Origin of the sequence: Photobacterium angustum (assembly GCF_003026365.1) — a bacterium.
In the GTDB taxonomy this organism is placed as follows: Bacteria; Pseudomonadota; Gammaproteobacteria; order Enterobacterales; family Vibrionaceae; genus Photobacterium; species Photobacterium angustum.
On the sequence record NZ_PYOM01000023.1, the window covers coordinates 25,646 to 42,032 of the forward strand.

The following is a 16,387-nucleotide window of genomic DNA, read 5'->3' on the forward strand; positions in this document are numbered from 1 at the left end:
GGTGATTAGCTTTTAACAAACAACGCCATTGATTCTAAATGCCCTGTATGAGGAAACATATCCATCATACCAAGACGTGCCAACTTATACCCTTGCTGCAACAACATTTGACTATCACGAGCCAATGTTGCTGGATTACATGATACATAGACCACTTTGCTTGGCGCTAAATTTACAATATGTTGCATCACGCCAGCCGCCCCTGCTCGTGCTGGGTCTAATAAAATCTTATCAAATTGCTCTTGCGCCCACACTAGTTTCGTTACATCTTCATCCAAATTTGCTTGATAAAATGTTGCGTTATCTAGACCATTCGCTGCCGCATTAGCAGTTGCTCGCGCGACCATTTCATCAACACCTTCTACGCCGACTACCGCTTTCGCTCGTCTTGCCAGCGGAAGGCTGAAATTGCCTAGTCCACAGAATAAATCGAGTACCCTATCCTGCGGCTGAATATCAAGCCAATTGATGGCTTGTTCAACCATTTTAACGTTAACGTCTCGATTAACCTGAATGAAATCTTTTGGTGAGAACGTCAGTCTTACATCGTCAATATCGTAGTACGGTTGCTCACCTAATACATGATCAAGCTCATCTGACGATGGCGCTAAAAATAGCATCAATGCATGTTCAGTTGCGAAAGCTTTAATCGCTGCAAGATCGTTGTCATTAAACGGCTGCAAATGACGAATTAACAAGACGCGACCATTATCCGCATTAACCAATTCTATATGGCCGACATGCTTACGTCCTTTAAGATTGCTTAACAGTTCGCGTAATGGCGGTAACAAATCATTAAGTGTGGTCGCCAAAACAGGACAAGCATTCACATCAACAATATCTTTACTCTGTTTTTTACGAAAGCCAAATACCATTTTGCCATTAGGTAACATGCGGACACTAAAGCGTGCACAGCGACGGTAATGTTCACTTTGCCCAACAATAGGTTCAACTTGTGTTGCATCGTCTTTTTCTGTGATCGCAAATTTCGCCATCAATTCACTTAGTGCCTGTTGTTTGGCGATAACTTGACCTTGGTGGGATAAATGTTGCAAGTTACAACCGCCACACTGGTCATAGATTGGACAATGAGGTTTAATACGCGCAGTACTGTCTTTTAAACGTTTGATCACGCGAGCTCGGGCATAATTTTTTTTGTCTTCCGTCAATTGCACAACAACGGTTTCATCGGGTAATGCACCATCAATGAAAACAGGTTTATTGTTCAAATGGCCGATGCCAGCACCGATATGATCTAAACGGCTGATAGTTATTTCTTTATGCTTGGTATCGGTTTTACGTTTTTGAGGCTTAAAAAAGCGTGCCATAAAATTTTGCTCACTGTTCAGGCATTGAGTATTTGTCGAACAGCACTGATTTCTTTAATCTAGTGCTACTGATGGGAGCTAATTCTCCCACAGATTTGTCTGCTTGTAATTAAGAGAACCATGACCAGATATGGACTTCGTGCCAGAGTATTTACTCTGACATTAGCACCTACACTTATAATCGGCTTATTATTAAGCGCTTTTTTCACCATGAGCCGTTATCAGGATCTGGAACATCAGCTGATTTCTACAGGTGCGAGTATCATCGAGCCGTTAGCTATTTCAGCGGAATACGGCATGACAGAAAAAAACCGAGAAGCAATTCGTCGGTTGATTGGTTATACCCATAGAAAGCATTCCGACATCATCCGCAGCATTGCGGTGTTTGATAACCATAATCATATTTTTGCCACATCTAACTTCCACCGTAATTTTGATTCCTTCATGTACCCTGAAGGAAAACCTATTCCTCGGCTACTTGATACTCAGTTAACCGATAACACCTTAATTTTACGTGCGCCAATTCTTACCGAAGGTCAATTTGGTACTAATGTTGGTAGCGACGTGCGTGGTAAAGCCCTCGGTTATATCGCTATCGAACTGGATCTCAGCACACTACGACTACAACAATACCAAGAAGTGTTTACCGCCTTAATGGTGTTATTACTGGGCTTAACCCTGTCATCATTGTTTGCGTATCGCTTGATGCAAGACGTGACACAACCGATTTCTCATATGATCAGTGTGGTAGATAGGATCCGCCGTGGCCACCTTGATATTCGAATTGAAGGCCGATTGTTGGGCGAATTAGATACTCTGAAAAACGGTATTAACGCCATGGCAATTTCGTTGTCGGAATACCACATTGAAATGCAACAAAGTATCGATCAGGCAACATCCGATCTACGTGAAACGTTAGAGCAGCTAGAAATTCAGAACGTTGAATTAGATATTGCGAAAAAGCGTGCACAAGAAGCGGCTCGGGTGAAATCAGAGTTTTTAGCCAATATGTCTCATGAGCTCCGCACCCCGCTAAACGGAGTTATTGGCTTTACCCGACAAATGCTCAAAACCAAATTAAATACGAGCCAGAAAGATTACCTATTAACGATTGAGAATTCAGCCAATAACCTGCTGACCATCATCAATGACATTCTCGATTTCTCGAAGCTCGAAGCCGGTAAACTGTTACTGGAAAACATTCCTTTCGACTTTACAGATTCACTCGATGAAGTCATGCGCCTACTTGCGCCAAGTGCCCACGAAAAAGGCCTAGAACTGACACTGAAGATTGACGATCGTATTCCAGCAGGCTTAATTGGTGATCCATTACGTATTCAGCAAGTGGTCACTAACTTAATTGGTAATGCGGTTAAATTTACCGAGCATGGCAATATTGATGTCTCTGTCGAGTTAAAATCCGATGTGGATAATAATATCGCCCTACAGTTTATGGTCCGAGATACTGGTATTGGTATTTCAGAACGTCAACAAGCGCAATTATTCCAAGCATTTAGCCAAGCTGACGCCAGTATTTCTCGCCGTTATGGCGGTACAGGCTTAGGCCTTGTGATCACCCAAAAACTGGTGAGCCAAATGGGAGGCGAAGTCAGTTTAACCAGTCGCTTACACCAAGGCTCGACCTTCTGGTTCACCATCCAAATGAACAAGACGGATCTCCCCGTATCACAGCCAATTGATACAACAGCACTACAAGGTAAGTCCTTACTATTGGTTGAAGCCAATATGCAAGCGGCCTCTGTTATTCAACAACGTTTAATGCTCGCTGGTATACATGTGACATATCGCGCAAGCATGCCTGATGATATTGATCACCATGACTTTGCTCTATTGTGTTTATCGCCGGGTGAGCAGCCACCACTGCCAGTAATACTCAATGATGTATTTAAAGCCGAGCAAACAGCGGATAAGGTGTTAGTTTGCTTACCAACAACAGAGCTTGCGTTATCAGAAAAACTCACTCAAACCGGTGTTTATGCCTGCTTAGGCAAACCGCTTGCACAACGTAAACTGTTTGAAGCGTTATGTGACAATGATGACGAGCCACTTAGTGAATTAGAAGTACCACTATTGCCTACTGTTGTTGAAAAACTGCAACCTCTTACCGTGATGGCAGTAGATGATAACCCTGCTAACTTAAAACTAATTTCAGCGCTACTTGGTGAACGAGTAGAAACGGTCATTACCGCAACCGGCGGTAAAAAAGCCGTCGAGTATGCAAAGAACAAAGCCTTTGATTTGATCTTTATGGATATTCAAATGCCCGAAATGGATGGTGTGACTGCCTGTCAGAAAATCCATGACACAGCACTGAACCATAACACGCCAGTGATTGCTGTTACCGCACACGCCATGGCGGGAGAGCGTGAGCGTTTAATTAATGCAGGCATGGATGATTACCTCACCAAGCCGATTGAAGAGCATATTCTGCAGCAAATTTTAGCTAAATGGATTGCACCAACGACACCTCAACCGCAAGTAACGCCATCCTCTGTAGGCAGAGCGCCTGTTACGCTTGAAGGACAAGTTAATGATATCGCTCCAGTTACAAGCAATAACAACGTTAGTTTTGATTGGGATTTAGCGTTAAAACAAGCGGCAGGAAAAGAAGATTTAGCCCATGACATGCTACAAATGCTGCTTGATTTCATGCCTGAGGTAGAAATGCTGGTAAATGAAGCATTAGATGGTAAAGATGTTGAGCTCTGGCCACCTATTCATAAATTACACGGTAGCTGCGCTTACAGCGGTGTTCCACGTCTAAAGAGTTTATGTTTGGAAATTGAAACCGCACTGAAAGCTAATGCCACTTTAGCCGATGTTGAGCCAGAGCTATTAGAGCTGATTGATGAAATGGATAACATCGTCAAAGCGTCTAAAGACTATCGAAACTAACCCGTTTTTGTTTTAAAACAGATAAGCTAACGATCAAAAAAAGCGGTAGATATATTATCTACCGCTTTTTATTTATTAACCCGAAAAAATGAAAGCGATTTAACTTTCTAAAATAACCGTTGCAACCGCATAGTGGCGCTCATCAGCAATGGTAAGGTGAACATGATTCACTCCCATTGCTTGCGCCAGTTCATTGGCTTTGCCTGATAAGCTCAGTAATGGCTTACCACGCTCATCATTTTTAACAGTAAAATCATGGAAAGAGACGCCACACGCAATACCGGTACCGAGTGCTTTTGATGCTGCTTCTTTGACCGCAAAACGTTTTGCTAAAAAGCGCCCTTTTAGCTTTAATTGCTGAAACTGTTCAAGCTCTGAGCTAGACAGTATTTTCTGAGCAAACGCATCGCCAGAGCGAGCAAAAACTTTTTCGACTCGCTCTATTTCAGCAATATCAGTCCCTAAACCAACAATCGCCATTAACCACGCGCTTCCTGCATTAGCAAACGCATATCTGCCACTGACTTTTCTAACCCATCAAACATTGCTCGTCCCATAATTGAATGACCAATGTTGAGTTCATACAGCTCTGGCAATGCCGCTATCGGCTTAACATTGTGATAGGTTAAACCATGCCCTGCATTTACTTTAATACCTAAATTATGGGCGTAGCTTGCACCTGCAGCTATCTTCTTCAGCTCATCCGATTGTGCCTCTTCGGTTGTCGCTTCTGCGTATTGCCCAGTATGAAGCTCAATAAACGGTGCGCCACATGCATGAGCAGCATCAATTTGCGCGCGATCCGCATCAATGAAAAGTGATACTTTGATCCCAGCAGCTGTAAGCTTTTCTGTTGCCGCTTTTACTTTTTCAAGTTGACCTGCAACATCTAGACCACCTTCTGTGGTTAACTCTTCACGCTTTTCTGGTACTAAGCAAACATATTCAGGTTTAACATCTAACGCAATTGCCACCATTTCATCAGTGACTGCCATTTCTAAATTCATGCGAGTTTGGATCGTCTCACGTAAAATACGCACATCACGATCATTAATGTGACGACGATCTTCACGCAAATGAATAGTAATGCCATCAGCGCCAGCTCGCTCGGCTACTTCTGCAGCATGAACAGGATCTGGGTAACGTGTACCACGCGCATTACGTAATGTCGCAATATGATCGATGTTCACGCCAAGTAATATATTGTTCATGTTCCGATTCTCCTTCCTCGCGGGATAAACAATTCCCGGCTTTTTAATGGCTTAGAACCAAGATACGGTTTTAATGCCATCCTTGTAAATCGTTTTGCTGCGCGCAATTGCTCTGGGGTTTCAAATCGCCTAGCGGCAATAGCTTTTAATTCATTGCCACGAAAGGTTAATAAACCAATTTTCATTGAAGCAATAAACCCCTGCTGCTCGCGATAGTTATAGGTCATATCATCTTCAACACTTAATCCACTACCAGCGCAATGCAGAAAATCAATCCCGTAGCCTAGATGATGTAGCAGCGAAAGCTCAAAGCGGCGCAAAGCAGGCTCTGGGTTTTCCGCTTGTGCTAGTTCTCTAAGCACATTCAAATAATCCAGAAACAGCTGAGGATAAGGAGTATGGTTGCCCAATACACGTACCAGTATTTCATTCACATACATTGCTGAATATAAAATATAGCTGCGTAGGGGTAAACCAATACTGATAGGTTCGGCATGAGTAAGAACAGGCATCGCACCTTTGCCACTCCACTTCATAAATAAGGGAGTAAAAGGTTGGAGTGTGCCTTTTAGATTAGAGCGCTTACGGCGAGCGCCTTTAGAGAGAAGAGTAAGACGGCCGTGATCCTCGCTAAATACATCAAGGATCAGGCTCGTCTCACTGTAGGGACGAGAATGAAGGACAAAACAACGCTGTAGCCCTTCCATTACTACCCTTATAAGTCGTCGATGTAACCAAGGCTGCGCAGTGCACGTTCGTCATCTGCCCAACCTGATTTCACTTTAACCCAAAGTTCAAGGTAAACTTTACGTTCAAACAAGTCTTCCATGTCTAAACGCGCTTCGCGCCCTATCACTTTGATTTTATCGCCACCTTTACCAATTACCATTTTCTTCTGGCCTTTACGTTCAACCAGAATCAAACCATTGATATCGAAGCCATCTGTTTCAGGGTTGTAATCGAATCGCTCGATTTCAACCGTCACAGCGTATGGCAATTCATCACCCGTAAAACGCATCAGCTTTTCACGGATAATTTCAGAGGCCATAAAGCGTTGAGAACGATCAGTTACGTATTCTTCAGGGAAGTAGTACTCACACTCAGGTAAGTGCTGACGTACGATTTTCTCTACCGCATCAATGTTTGTACCATGCTTTGCTGATACCGGAATTACATCAACAAATTCCATCTTACTTGCAAGCTCTTGCAAATGAGGGAATAGCTCATGCTTATCTTTTACGTTATCAACTTTATTCACTAACAATACCGTTGGTAACTGGCTCTTCGCCAGCTTGTTTAATACCATCTCATCGTCAGCAGTCCACATAGTGCCATCAACTAAAAACAATACTAATTCAACATCGGTTAATGAACTGCTTGCAGCACGGTTCATTAAACGGTTAATTGTACGTTTTTCTTCAATGTGCAATCCTGGAGTATCAACATACACAGCTTGATAGCCGTCACGTGTGTCTACACCCATTATACGGTGGCGCGTGGTTTGTGGTTTACGAGAAGTAATAGATAACTTCTGTCCCACTAAACGGTTTAGCAAGGTTGATTTACCGACATTCGGTCGACCAACAATGGCTATAAAGCCACAATGTTGTTTATCTGTCATGATTCCAACTGATTTAGTGCAAGTTCTGCTGCTGCCTGCTCTGCCTTGCGCCGACTGCCGCCTTTGCCAATTACAGGTTTATCCAAACCTGTTACGTCACACTGTACGGTGAACTCTTGGTTATGAGCTTCACCTTGTACCTTAGTTACAGTATATGCAGGTAGCGGTAAACGACGACCTTGTAAACACTCTTGAAGACGTGTTTTTGGATCTTTTTGATTGATGCCAGGCTCAATCGTATCAAGGCGAGTTTTATACCAAGCCAATACGATACTTCGTACTTGCTCAACATCGCTATCTAGATAAATCGCGCCAATGATTGCTTCAACACAGTCAGCAAGAATCGAATCGCGACGGAAGCCACCACTCTTTAACTCGCCAGGTCCCAGTAACAAATGGTCGCCAAGTTCGAATTCTCGACCTAACTCTGCCAATGTTTTTCCACGGACTAGTGTTGCACGCATTCGGCTCATATCACCTTCATCCACTGAAGGAAAACGGTGATATAAGTCATCAGCAATAACAAAACTTAAAATAGAGTCACCTAAAAACTCTAGGCGCTCATTGTGGGTGCCATTAGCACTGCGGTGTGTCAGTGCTAATGTCATCAACTCACAATTATTAAATTGGTAGCCCAGCTTGCGCTGAAGCCTATTCGCTGGAGTTGTCATTTTCTCTCGATTATTTAATGCTACCGATACGATTAAAACGTACGCCGGTAGGGATCCAAGATGGAAGTAAACTATCTGCTTGTCGATCAAACTCAAAGCTGATCCAAATAGCTACCGCCTTGCCAACGAGATTCGCTTCTGGCACAAAGCCCCAGTAACGACTGTCGGCACTATTGTCACGGTTATCACCCATAACAAAATAGTTTCCTTCTGGTACAACCCACTCACCAATACCAGGACGAGGCTCATATGCCATACGACGATCACGACGTAATGGGTTGATCAGAATATGGTGATCAACATCACCTAGTTGTTCTTTAAACTCAACTAAACGTGCCATACCTTGCTTAAAGTCACTATCAGTCATATCGGTTAATTTAACCGGTTTACATACTGAAGTACCTTTAGGTTGAATACACAGTTGCTTATCTTCACTGTAGCGAACAGTATCGCCAGGTAGGCCAACAACACGCTTAATATAATCAATCTTTGGCTGAGGTGGGAATTTAAACACCACTACATCACCACGCTTTGGCTCACCTGTACTAACGATTTTATCGTGGAAAACAGGATCTCGTAGGCCATAAGCAAATTTTTCAACCAGAATAAAATCACCTACGTATAAAGTCGGTAGCATTGATTCTGATGGAATTTGAAAAGGTTCATAAATGAAAGAGCGGAATACCATGATCAAAGCAATGACAGGGAACATTGAACTTGCTGATTCAACCCATGCTGGCTGTGGCGCAACACTTTCTAGCGTTTTAGCATCAACTTGACCACCGGATTGTTCAGCGGCTGCAGCTATTTTTAATTGACGCTTCGGTGCCCAAAGAAACTTATCAAGTGCCCAAATGATCCCTGTTACTAACGTAGCTAGTACCAGAATCAAAGAAAAAGTGTTTGCCATGTTATCCCTTATGTTTAACCCGACCAACAAAAGAATGTTGATCTGCTCTGCCCCATTTAGAGCGTCAGAGTAAAAGAAAGTGCCATTTAATTAATAAATAAGCACTTTCTAATCGTTTTTGAAGCTTACTCGCTAAAGATAATTATTTATCTTTACCCACATGAAGAATCGCTAAGAATGCTTCTTGAGGCAGTTCTACGTTACCGATCTGCTTCATACGCTTCTTACCTTCTTTCTGTTTCTGCAACAGTTTCTTCTTACGACTAATATCACCGCCATAACACTTAGCGATTACGTTTTTACGTAATTGCTTCACAGTCGAGCGAGCAATAATATGCGTACCAATCGCAGCTTGAATTGCAATATCAAACATCTGACGAGGGATAAACTCTTTCATTTTCTCAACAACATCACGACCACGAGATTGTGAGTTATCTTTGTGAGTAATAATAGCAAGTGCATCAACACGCTCACCATTAAGAAGAATATCAACACGTACCATGTCTGATTCTTGGTAACGCTGGAAATTGTAATCAAGTGACGCATAACCACGAGATGTTGATTTCAAGCGATCAAAGAAATCCAGAACCACTTCTGACATTGGAATATCATAAGTTAGTGCAACTTGATTGCCGTGATAAACCATATCAACCTGTACACCACGCTTTTCAACACATAGGGTAATAACGTTACCTAAGTATTCAGTTGGTACCAGAATATTACAGCGAGCAATTGGCTCACCCATAATTTCGATATCATTTACTGGTGGTAGTTTAGCTGGGCTATCAACGTACAACATTGTGCCGTCGGTTTTCTTCACTTCATATACTACAGTCGGTGCTGTTGTGATCAGGTTTAGATCATATTCACGTTCTAGACGCTCTTGAATAATCTCCATATGAAGCATACCCAAGAAACCACAACGGAAACCAAAACCTAATGCAGATGAGCTTTCTGGCTCATAAAACAATGACGCATCATTCAGGCTTAATTTACCTAGAGCATCACGGAAGTTTTCGTAATCATCAGAAGATACTGGGAATAGACCTGCGTATACCTGAGGTTTTACTTTCTTAAAGCCAGGCAGCGCAGTTTCACAACCACCTTTTGCAAGCGTTAAGGTATCACCTACAGGTGCGCCAAGAATATCTTTAATACCACAAACAACCCAACCAACTTCACCTGTATTTAGCTCTGTTGTATCAACTCGTTTTGGCGTAAAGATACCTAAACGGTCAACACCCCAGATTTGACCTGTGCTCATGACTTTGATCTTGTCATTTTTCTTTAGCTTGCCGTTCTTAATACGAACTAAAGAAACAACACCTAAGTAGTTATCAAACCATGAGTCAATGATTAGCGCTTGTAATGGCGCATCTGGATCACCTTCAGGTGCAGGAATTGCTTCAACAATCTTTTCAAGAACATCGTCAACACCTAAGCCTGTTTTCGCTGAACAGCGAACAGCATCAATAGCATCGATACCAACAATGTCTTCAATCTCTTCAGCTACACGCTCAGGTTCAGCCGCAGGTAAGTCAATCTTATTTAAGATTGGCACTACTTCCAAATCCATCTCAATGGCAGTGTAACAGTTAGCAAGAGTCTGAGCTTCAACGCCCTGACCCGCATCAACCACCAGCAATGCGCCTTCACAAGCAGCAAGTGAACGAGAAACTTCGTATGAGAAGTCTACGTGTCCCGGTGTGTCGATAAAGTTTAATTGATAAGTTTCACCATCTTTAGCCGTGTAATCGAGCGTCACGCTCTGGGCTTTGATGGTAATACCGCGTTCGCGTTCAAGATCCATAGAATCTAAAACTTGTGCAGCCATTTCTCGATCAGAAAGGCCGCCACAAACTTGAATTAGACGGTCGGATAAGGTCGACTTACCATGGTCGATATGTGCGATAATCGAAAAGTTACGAATGTGCTTCATGAATGGCGTGACTAGCTCGTGATTAAAATGAATGGGATCTTACGATCAAGTTGTCGGATTCTACCGAATTTAAACGCTACTCGCTATCTTTCGATGCGGCATTTATCAGCTTATCTGATGAAATCGGTGCGCCGAGAACTCGAATAAGGGTTGGTTTGTACGCTGAATTACTCTCTAAGCGTTTGGCATAATGCCGTGCAATCAGTAATCCTAACGTTGTCGCAATAACAGCAGAACTGATAACACCCAGTTCGTTACTCTGGGCTAAATCAACAAATATCCATTGCCCCAACCCACTGCCTAACAGTAAAAAAAGCAGCGGGAGCATGTAGATTAATAAGGCAGAGCTTAACATACTTCGCTCAGATAAGCCGATTTCAACTACCTGCCCGATAGAAAGCGACGATTGCGTCGCTATTTTTACATCATGGACACGACCAGGCATTGCTTTCGTTACAATGCCTGTTCCGCAACTATTACGTGATGCACAATGACCACAGCTTGTTTGTTGCTGGCAACTTACCGTCACCGTTCCTTTTTCAACAGCGGTCACTGTCGCTAAAGTGCGCATCATGACTAATTACCTTTTACTGCCTTATTGGGTGTCCCTTTAGTGTTATCGAAAGTGACACTTTCTGCAATCTGTCTTGCTGTTGGTGGCGGAATATCGCCGACAACCGTAATTTCTTTTTTGTCTTTAACTATATTACTCAATGTTCGGCGGCCTTGACGAACAAGCTGACCGCTTAACGCATAGCTATCAATATCAGACACATATACAGAGAAGCTAAATAAGCCATCACTATACATCCGACTTTCAACAGGACGTTCTGTCATCAAAAGACGATGGCGATCACCTGAAATTAATTTAAAGCCATCAGGTAACCATGACACTTTCCAATCAAGATTAGCTTTTTCTTGTACTGGTAATTTTACCACTTCTGGTAGTTTTACCGTTTTCAGCTTACTTAGCATTTCAGCAACTTTCGGATTAACCGCATACGAAACTGCGCGAAATTGCTCTAATAAATCACCATTTCGATCCAATAAATCAGCACGCATAACCAAATGACTTAGCTGATCAACCCATACTAAATATGAGTAACGCTCACCGTCTTTTGGTGCAATACGGATAACATCGCAAGTAACTCCCGCTTCTCGTGCGCGTCCCATTGAAATGAAATCGTAGTAATGGGCTAACTCTTGAATATTAGCCTTCATCAGCGGCATGATAGGCGCCACTATTTTTGCACTTTTTACCGTGAATGGATCAAGACCGGGTTCAAAGTAACTAACCTCATTACCGCGTTGAATCACTTCTTGAGGTGGGCCGCTTAAGTAGAGTAAATGACTATAGCCTTGACCACCCTCTAGCGCATGTCGATAGCGCAAGGTATCAATACTGTTCTTTTTTACTCGTATGTAAGAAATTTCGTAGCTCAGCTTTTGGCTTGCCTGCTCCATTTGAAGCAACAAAGCCTCTGCCGAAGGCTTTTCAGCTTCAGCAAAGGCTTGGAGAGGCAAAAGCAAGCTGACCAATGCTATCGCACCGACCAGAATCTTTTTCATTAATCTGCCACAGAATTATGTTGTTTAAGTAAAGAGTGATCAAGGCTGCCGTCTTGCGCATTAAAACGCAACTGCAACTCATAATCTTGCAACATGGAGTTAATACGACGACGTTGCTCCATCAACTGCGCTTCAGTTGGTGCACGATCCGTATTACTTGCCATATTAGTATTTAAACTTACCGGTTCCGCTTTACCTGTAAACGGAATCGTTTGTAACACAGGCAAATCATTGTTAGTTGAACCTGATGAATTATCTTCACCATCATACTGCTGGACGCCAACTATAACAGCTAAAGAGACACAAGCAGCAACGGCCACTTGGCCAAATTGAGTAAGCCATGCCGGTAACGTGCGCTTGGCTTTAAATGGTGTTGGTTGCTCTTCAATTGTTTGCGAAATTGGCTCTGCAACAACCGCAACGGGTGTTTCAGTATGGCCAACTGAATGGGCAGGTTCATCGTCTAACGCTAATGCGACATTCGCTGCAATATTCCATTCTTTGCATTGCGGAGCATCACCGCGCAACACATCACCAATTAATGTGTAGTCACGCCATGTAAGCTCATCTTCTTTGTCAACAGTCAGCGCATTAATAATGCTCTGATCTAGCTCTTCGCCATCGAGTAATGCCGAGATCTTTTCTTTATCAGCCATTTTTTCCACCGTTGGGTGCAACATTATTGCTGCATGAGAGGACGGATACGTTTTTCAACCGCCTCACGTGCACGGAATATACGAGAGCGAACTGTACCTACTGGACATCCCATTACCTCTGCAATTTCCTCATAACTTAGACCATCCAGTTCACGTAATGAGATTGCGGTTTTGAGATCGTCTGGTAGCGCTTCAATCGTGCTAAAAACAACCCGCTTCAATTCATCTGACAACATTTGGTTCTCAGGGTTCGAAATTTCTTTCAGCGCACTACCACTTTCATAGTATTCCGCATCTTCTGCATCAACATCAGATGCAGGCGGACGACGCCCCTGAGCGACTAAATAGTTTTTTGCAGTATTTACTGCAATTCGGTAGAGCCATGTATAGAAGGCACTTTCACCACGGAATGTTGGCAACGCTCGGTACGCTTTAATAAACGCTTCTTGCGCTACATCTGGTACATCACCAGAATTACTGACATAACGTGATACAAGGTTACAAACTTTGTTCTGGTATTTAATAACCAGAAGGTTGAAAGCTTGCTTATCTCCCCGCTGTACTCGCTCAATTAATACCTGATCAGTTTGCTGCTCGCTCATTCGAGCGTGTACTCCTATATCTGTCTTTACTCAATATTGCATTAGCTAAATAAAGCCACAAATACTTACGTTAAGTGCTCTATCAAAAATGCTATATCATGATTTGTTCGGCGTAGTAACGCTAATAAGCCGAGTGTCACCTTAAACAAATCATTGAGTTATGAAATATTTATGAGCATGAGCACTACTTATGACCGAGGGATAATGGCAAAGTTCCTACGTCCATTAAATAATTTCGGCTTATTATGTTTATTTTTATATCACTGTGATCTATGCACGGTGTATTAAGTGAACACTATCTTACCTTAATTCACGATACTAACGGGCTTTTCAGCGTGAAAAAAGCAAAATTAATAACAAGTTTTAGGATTATTACATAATATAACTTTTTTATTATTCACCTTTAATCGTCATTAATTCATGCGTTGACGCTAGGTATAAAAATTGTCATGCGATATATTTGAATACTTAATCGTCTACAAAACTTATTTGTCGTACAATTTTTTATGCTAATTTGACGTGAATTTGTTAGGATATGGGCAGATAACAAAAGGATATGAGATCTCGTATGAATCAGGTTCATCAACATAATTGCGATGTATTAGTTATTGGCAGTGGCGCAGCTGGTCTTTCATTAGCCTTACACCTTTCATCATCTGCCAATGTTACTGTGTTATGTAAAGGGCCTCTTAGTGAAGGCTCAACCTATTATGCTCAAGGTGGGATAGCGGCGGTATTTGATGAGTCTGACAGTATTGACTCTCATGTTGAAGATACCCTTATTGCTGGCTCTCATTTATGTGATGAAGACGTTGTTCGTTTTATTGCCGAGAATGCTAAAGAATGTGTTCAGTGGTTGATTGATGGCGGCGTACCGTTTGATCGTGAAGAATCAGATCAAGAAGGGAACCCTCGCTATCACCTTACGTTAGAAGGTGGTCATAGCCACCGCCGCGTATTACATGCCGCTGATGCAACAGGCATGGCAATGCAGACATCACTTCAAGATCAAGCCCGTAATCATCCCAATATTACCATTTTAGAACGTCATAATGCGCTCGATTTAATCACCGAAAAAAAGCTGAATCCAAATACCGAATCAAATCGCGTATTAGGCGCTTATGTGTGGAATCGTGATAAAGAAATGGTAGAAACACTGGGGGCTAAGTTCGTTATTCTAGCCACAGGTGGGGCTTCAAAAGTCTATCAATATACCTCGAACCCAGACGTTTCTTCCGGAGATGGTATCGCAATGGCGTGGCGCGCGGGTTGTCGTGTAGCAAACCTTGAGTTCAATCAGTTTCACCCAACCTGTTTATTCCACCCTGAAGCCCAGACCTTCTTACTAACAGAAGCACTGCGCGGAGAAGGGGCTTATTTACGTCGCCCTGATGGCTCTCGTTTTATGCCGGAATTTGATGAACGTGCAGAGCTCGCGCCTCGTGATATTGTTGCCCGTGCCATCGACTATGAAATGAAACGTTTAGGCGCTGACTGCATGTACCTTGATATCAGTCATAAGCCAGCAGACTTTGTTAAAAAACACTTCCCAATGATTGATGAAAAGCTACAAAGCTACGGCATTGATATCACGAAAGAGCCTATTCCTATTGTTCCAGCCGCCCACTATACCTGTGGTGGCGTTATGGTTGATAAAAAGGGTAAAACGGATATTGATGGCTTATATGCGATAGGTGAAGTGAGTTACACCGGCTTGCATGGTGCTAACCGTATGGCATCAAATTCACTGTTAGAGTGTGTGGTTTATGCTTGGTCTGCAGCCAAAGATATTCAGGCTAAAATGGATACAATTGCCGTTCCACCAGCTTTACCAATATGGGATGAAAGTAAAGTTAGCAACTCGGATGAAGAAGTCGTTATCCAACATAACTGGCACGAATTACGTTTATTTATGTGGGATTATGTCGGTATTGTCCGTTCAACAAAACGACTTGAACGTGCCATGCACCGAATAGAGTTACTGAAAAATGAAATTACCGAGTATTACAGTAATTTCCGTGTTTCAAACAATTTAATTGAACTGCGTAACCTTGTATTAGTTGCCGAGCTCATCATTCGTTGTGCTATTGAACGAAAAGAAAGTCGAGGTCTTCATTACACCTTGGATTACCCAGAATTAGACGATAACGCACAACCCACGGTTTTAACCCCGAAATAAATCGTCAATATCATCCACGCAGACAAAAACATAAAAAGTCCCGATCAAGTATCGGGATTTTTTGTATATCCCAATAACATAAACCTCTGATCTAAAAATAACTATTCATGCTAACGAGGTGAAAAATACAAATACGTAAACATTTTTAAATGGCGATAATGACGTTCGGACAAACTATCACGCCAGACAATAATCCAACGATGAGATAACCCTTCCACTTTAAAAATGATCAACCAACGGGTTAACGGACGTATATGACTCACGCTACCTAGTTGCTGTTGATAATACACCTCACCATCAGAAGAAAGTCGAAAACGCCCTTGTAATCGATAACTGTATATCGCCGAATTAAGGTATTCGTCATACAGCTTCTCACACATAATCAAAGCAATAGGAAGAATAAGTAATGAACTTGAGAATAAGAGGAATATAGCCACACACAGGTAAGCTACCGTTAATGTGGCTATCTGTAATTTAGATGGGAATAAATAAAGATCAGCGTAATTTACTGTTGTTGTGAGCAACAATCATATCCACCATATTCGCATGAGCTTCATTTTCACTGCGGCCGTGTTTCATCACCCATGTAAAAAGATCAGGATCATCACACGTTAATAGATTAATAAAGTCTTGCTGCTGTTGCTCTGATAGTTCATCAAAACGCTCTTCAAAGAACGGCATAATAATCACATCTAACTCTAGCATTCCACGTCGGCATGCCCATTTAACTCGTGCTTTATCTTCCGCGCTTAACATATTTAACCTCGATAACTAGAACTAAAAAC

General features: G+C 42.3%; 16 protein-coding genes. 2 read left to right on the forward strand and 14 right to left on the reverse strand.

Features of this window, described 5'->3' with window-relative positions; all coding sequences use genetic code 11:
* Positions 1 to 5: 5 nt before the first annotated feature.
* Positions 6 to 1,328: a 23S rRNA (uracil(1939)-C(5))-methyltransferase RlmD gene (gene rlmD, locus CTN01_RS19460; protein ID WP_045132672.1), complete on the reverse strand. Its 1,323-nt coding sequence runs from the start codon at positions 1,326 to 1,328 to the stop codon at positions 6 to 8.
* Positions 1,329 to 1,448: 120 nt separating this feature from the next.
* On the opposite strand from rlmD, the gene barA reads away from it, so the two are divergent.
* A complete protein-coding gene (gene barA, locus CTN01_RS19465) occupies positions 1,449 to 4,244 on the forward strand; it encodes a two-component sensor histidine kinase BarA (RefSeq protein WP_045150082.1) in 2,796 nt (931 codons plus the stop codon).
* Between the two features lie 99 nt (positions 4,245 to 4,343).
* Here barA and acpS read toward each other — a convergent pair whose 3' ends face one another.
* The 11 genes from acpS to rpoE form a co-directional block, all read right to left on the reverse strand.
* Positions 4,344 to 4,724, reverse strand: a complete 381-nt coding sequence (gene acpS / locus CTN01_RS19470) for a holo-ACP synthase (protein WP_005371449.1) — start codon at positions 4,722 to 4,724, stop codon at positions 4,344 to 4,346.
* Positions 4,724 to 5,455, reverse strand: a complete 732-nt coding sequence (gene pdxJ, locus CTN01_RS19475) for a pyridoxine 5'-phosphate synthase (RefSeq protein ID WP_045128801.1) — start codon at positions 5,453 to 5,455, stop codon at positions 4,724 to 4,726. The genes acpS and pdxJ overlap by 1 nt, the downstream gene beginning before the upstream one ends.
* Positions 5,452 to 6,162, reverse strand: coding sequence for a DNA repair protein RecO (gene recO / locus CTN01_RS19480; RefSeq protein WP_045150083.1), 711 nt, complete (start codon positions 6,160 to 6,162; stop codon positions 5,452 to 5,454). Before recO ends, pdxJ begins: the two co-directional genes overlap by 4 nt.
* A gap of 8 nt (positions 6,163 to 6,170) precedes the next feature.
* A complete protein-coding gene (gene era, locus CTN01_RS19485; RefSeq protein ID WP_005371444.1) occupies positions 6,171 to 7,076 on the reverse strand; it encodes a GTPase Era in 906 nt (301 codons plus the stop codon).
* Positions 7,073 to 7,747: a ribonuclease III gene (gene rnc / locus CTN01_RS19490; RefSeq protein ID WP_005371443.1), complete on the reverse strand. Its 675-nt coding sequence runs from the start codon at positions 7,745 to 7,747 to the stop codon at positions 7,073 to 7,075. Before rnc ends, era begins: the two co-directional genes overlap by 4 nt.
* Positions 7,748 to 7,757: 10 nt before the next feature.
* Positions 7,758 to 8,657 carry a signal peptidase I gene (gene lepB, locus CTN01_RS19495; RefSeq protein ID WP_045150084.1) on the reverse strand — a complete coding sequence of 300 codons (900 nt, stop codon included), beginning with the start codon at positions 8,655 to 8,657 and terminating at the stop codon, positions 7,758 to 7,760.
* A gap of 142 nt (positions 8,658 to 8,799) precedes the next feature.
* The gene (lepA, locus tag CTN01_RS19500) at positions 8,800 to 10,596 is read right to left on the reverse strand and encodes a translation elongation factor 4 (protein WP_045084431.1); all 1,797 of its coding nucleotides are present in this window, start codon (positions 10,594 to 10,596) and stop codon (positions 8,800 to 8,802) included.
* Between the two features lie 76 nt (positions 10,597 to 10,672).
* Complete coding sequence (locus CTN01_RS19505; RefSeq protein ID WP_045132673.1) at positions 10,673 to 11,170, reverse strand: SoxR reducing system RseC family protein; 498 nt, start codon at positions 11,168 to 11,170, stop codon at positions 10,673 to 10,675.
* A 2-nt stretch (positions 11,171 to 11,172) separates the two neighbouring features.
* Entirely contained in the window at positions 11,173 to 12,165 is a 993-nt protein-coding gene (rseB, locus tag CTN01_RS19510; RefSeq protein ID WP_005371434.1) for a sigma-E factor regulatory protein RseB, read from the reverse strand.
* On the reverse strand, positions 12,165 to 12,821 hold the full coding sequence (locus CTN01_RS19515) for a sigma-E factor negative regulatory protein (RefSeq protein WP_045150085.1): 657 nt from the start codon (positions 12,819 to 12,821) through the stop codon (positions 12,165 to 12,167). The genes rseB and CTN01_RS19515 overlap by 1 nt, the downstream gene beginning before the upstream one ends.
* Positions 12,822 to 12,844: 23 nt before the next feature.
* The gene (gene rpoE / locus CTN01_RS19520) at positions 12,845 to 13,423 is read right to left on the reverse strand and encodes an RNA polymerase sigma factor RpoE (RefSeq protein ID WP_005371428.1); all 579 of its coding nucleotides are present in this window, start codon (positions 13,421 to 13,423) and stop codon (positions 12,845 to 12,847) included.
* A gap of 568 nt (positions 13,424 to 13,991) precedes the next feature.
* Here rpoE and nadB point away from each other — a divergent pair.
* Positions 13,992 to 15,602: an L-aspartate oxidase gene (gene nadB, locus CTN01_RS19525; protein WP_045150086.1), complete on the forward strand. Its 1,611-nt coding sequence runs from the start codon at positions 13,992 to 13,994 to the stop codon at positions 15,600 to 15,602.
* 110 nt (positions 15,603 to 15,712) lie between these two features.
* Here the strand turns inward: nadB and CTN01_RS19530 are convergent, their stop codons facing one another.
* Positions 15,713 to 16,126 (reverse strand): protein YgfX, encoded by a 414-nt coding sequence (locus CTN01_RS19530; RefSeq protein WP_045150101.1) that lies wholly within the window; start codon positions 16,124 to 16,126, stop codon positions 15,713 to 15,715.
* Entirely contained in the window at positions 16,098 to 16,358 is a 261-nt protein-coding gene (locus tag CTN01_RS19535; protein ID WP_005371425.1) for an FAD assembly factor SdhE, read from the reverse strand. Before CTN01_RS19535 ends, CTN01_RS19530 begins: the two co-directional genes overlap by 29 nt.
* Between the last annotated feature and the right edge of the window lie 29 nt (positions 16,359 to 16,387).

Excerpts from the sequence above, each read along its gene's own strand:
- CTN01_RS19535 (WP_005371425.1), bottom strand. The coding sequence starts at position 16,358 with ATGTTAAGCGCGGAAGATAAAGCACGAGTTAAATGGGCATGCCGACGT.
- lepA (WP_045084431.1), bottom strand. The coding sequence starts at position 10,596 with ATGAAGCACATTCGTAACTTTTCGATTATCGCACATATCGACCATGGT.
- era (WP_005371444.1), bottom strand. The coding sequence starts at position 7,076 with ATGACAGATAAACAACATTGTGGCTTTATAGCCATTGTTGGTCGACCG.
- CTN01_RS19515 (WP_045150085.1), bottom strand. The coding sequence starts at position 12,821 with ATGGCTGATAAAGAAAAGATCTCGGCATTACTCGATGGCGAAGAGCTA.
- lepB (WP_045150084.1), bottom strand. The coding sequence starts at position 8,657 with ATGGCAAACACTTTTTCTTTGATTCTGGTACTAGCTACGTTAGTAACA.
- recO (WP_045150083.1), bottom strand. The coding sequence starts at position 6,162 with ATGGAAGGGCTACAGCGTTGTTTTGTCCTTCATTCTCGTCCCTACAGT.
- acpS (WP_005371449.1), bottom strand. The coding sequence starts at position 4,724 with ATGGCGATTGTTGGTTTAGGGACTGATATTGCTGAAATAGAGCGAGTC.
- rlmD (WP_045132672.1), bottom strand. The coding sequence starts at position 1,328 with ATGGCACGCTTTTTTAAGCCTCAAAAACGTAAAACCGATACCAAGCAT.
- pdxJ (WP_045128801.1), bottom strand. The coding sequence starts at position 5,455 with ATGAACAATATATTACTTGGCGTGAACATCGATCATATTGCGACATTA.
- CTN01_RS19505 (WP_045132673.1), bottom strand. The coding sequence starts at position 11,170 with ATGATGCGCACTTTAGCGACAGTGACCGCTGTTGAAAAAGGAACGGTG.
- rpoE (WP_005371428.1), bottom strand. The coding sequence starts at position 13,423 with ATGAGCGAGCAGCAAACTGATCAGGTATTAATTGAGCGAGTACAGCGG.
- rseB (WP_005371434.1), bottom strand. The coding sequence starts at position 12,165 with ATGAAAAAGATTCTGGTCGGTGCGATAGCATTGGTCAGCTTGCTTTTG.
- nadB (WP_045150086.1), top strand. The coding sequence starts at position 13,992 with ATGAATCAGGTTCATCAACATAATTGCGATGTATTAGTTATTGGCAGT.
- rnc (WP_005371443.1), bottom strand. The coding sequence starts at position 7,747 with ATGACAACTCCAGCGAATAGGCTTCAGCGCAAGCTGGGCTACCAATTT.
- barA (WP_045150082.1), top strand. The coding sequence starts at position 1,449 with ATGACCAGATATGGACTTCGTGCCAGAGTATTTACTCTGACATTAGCA.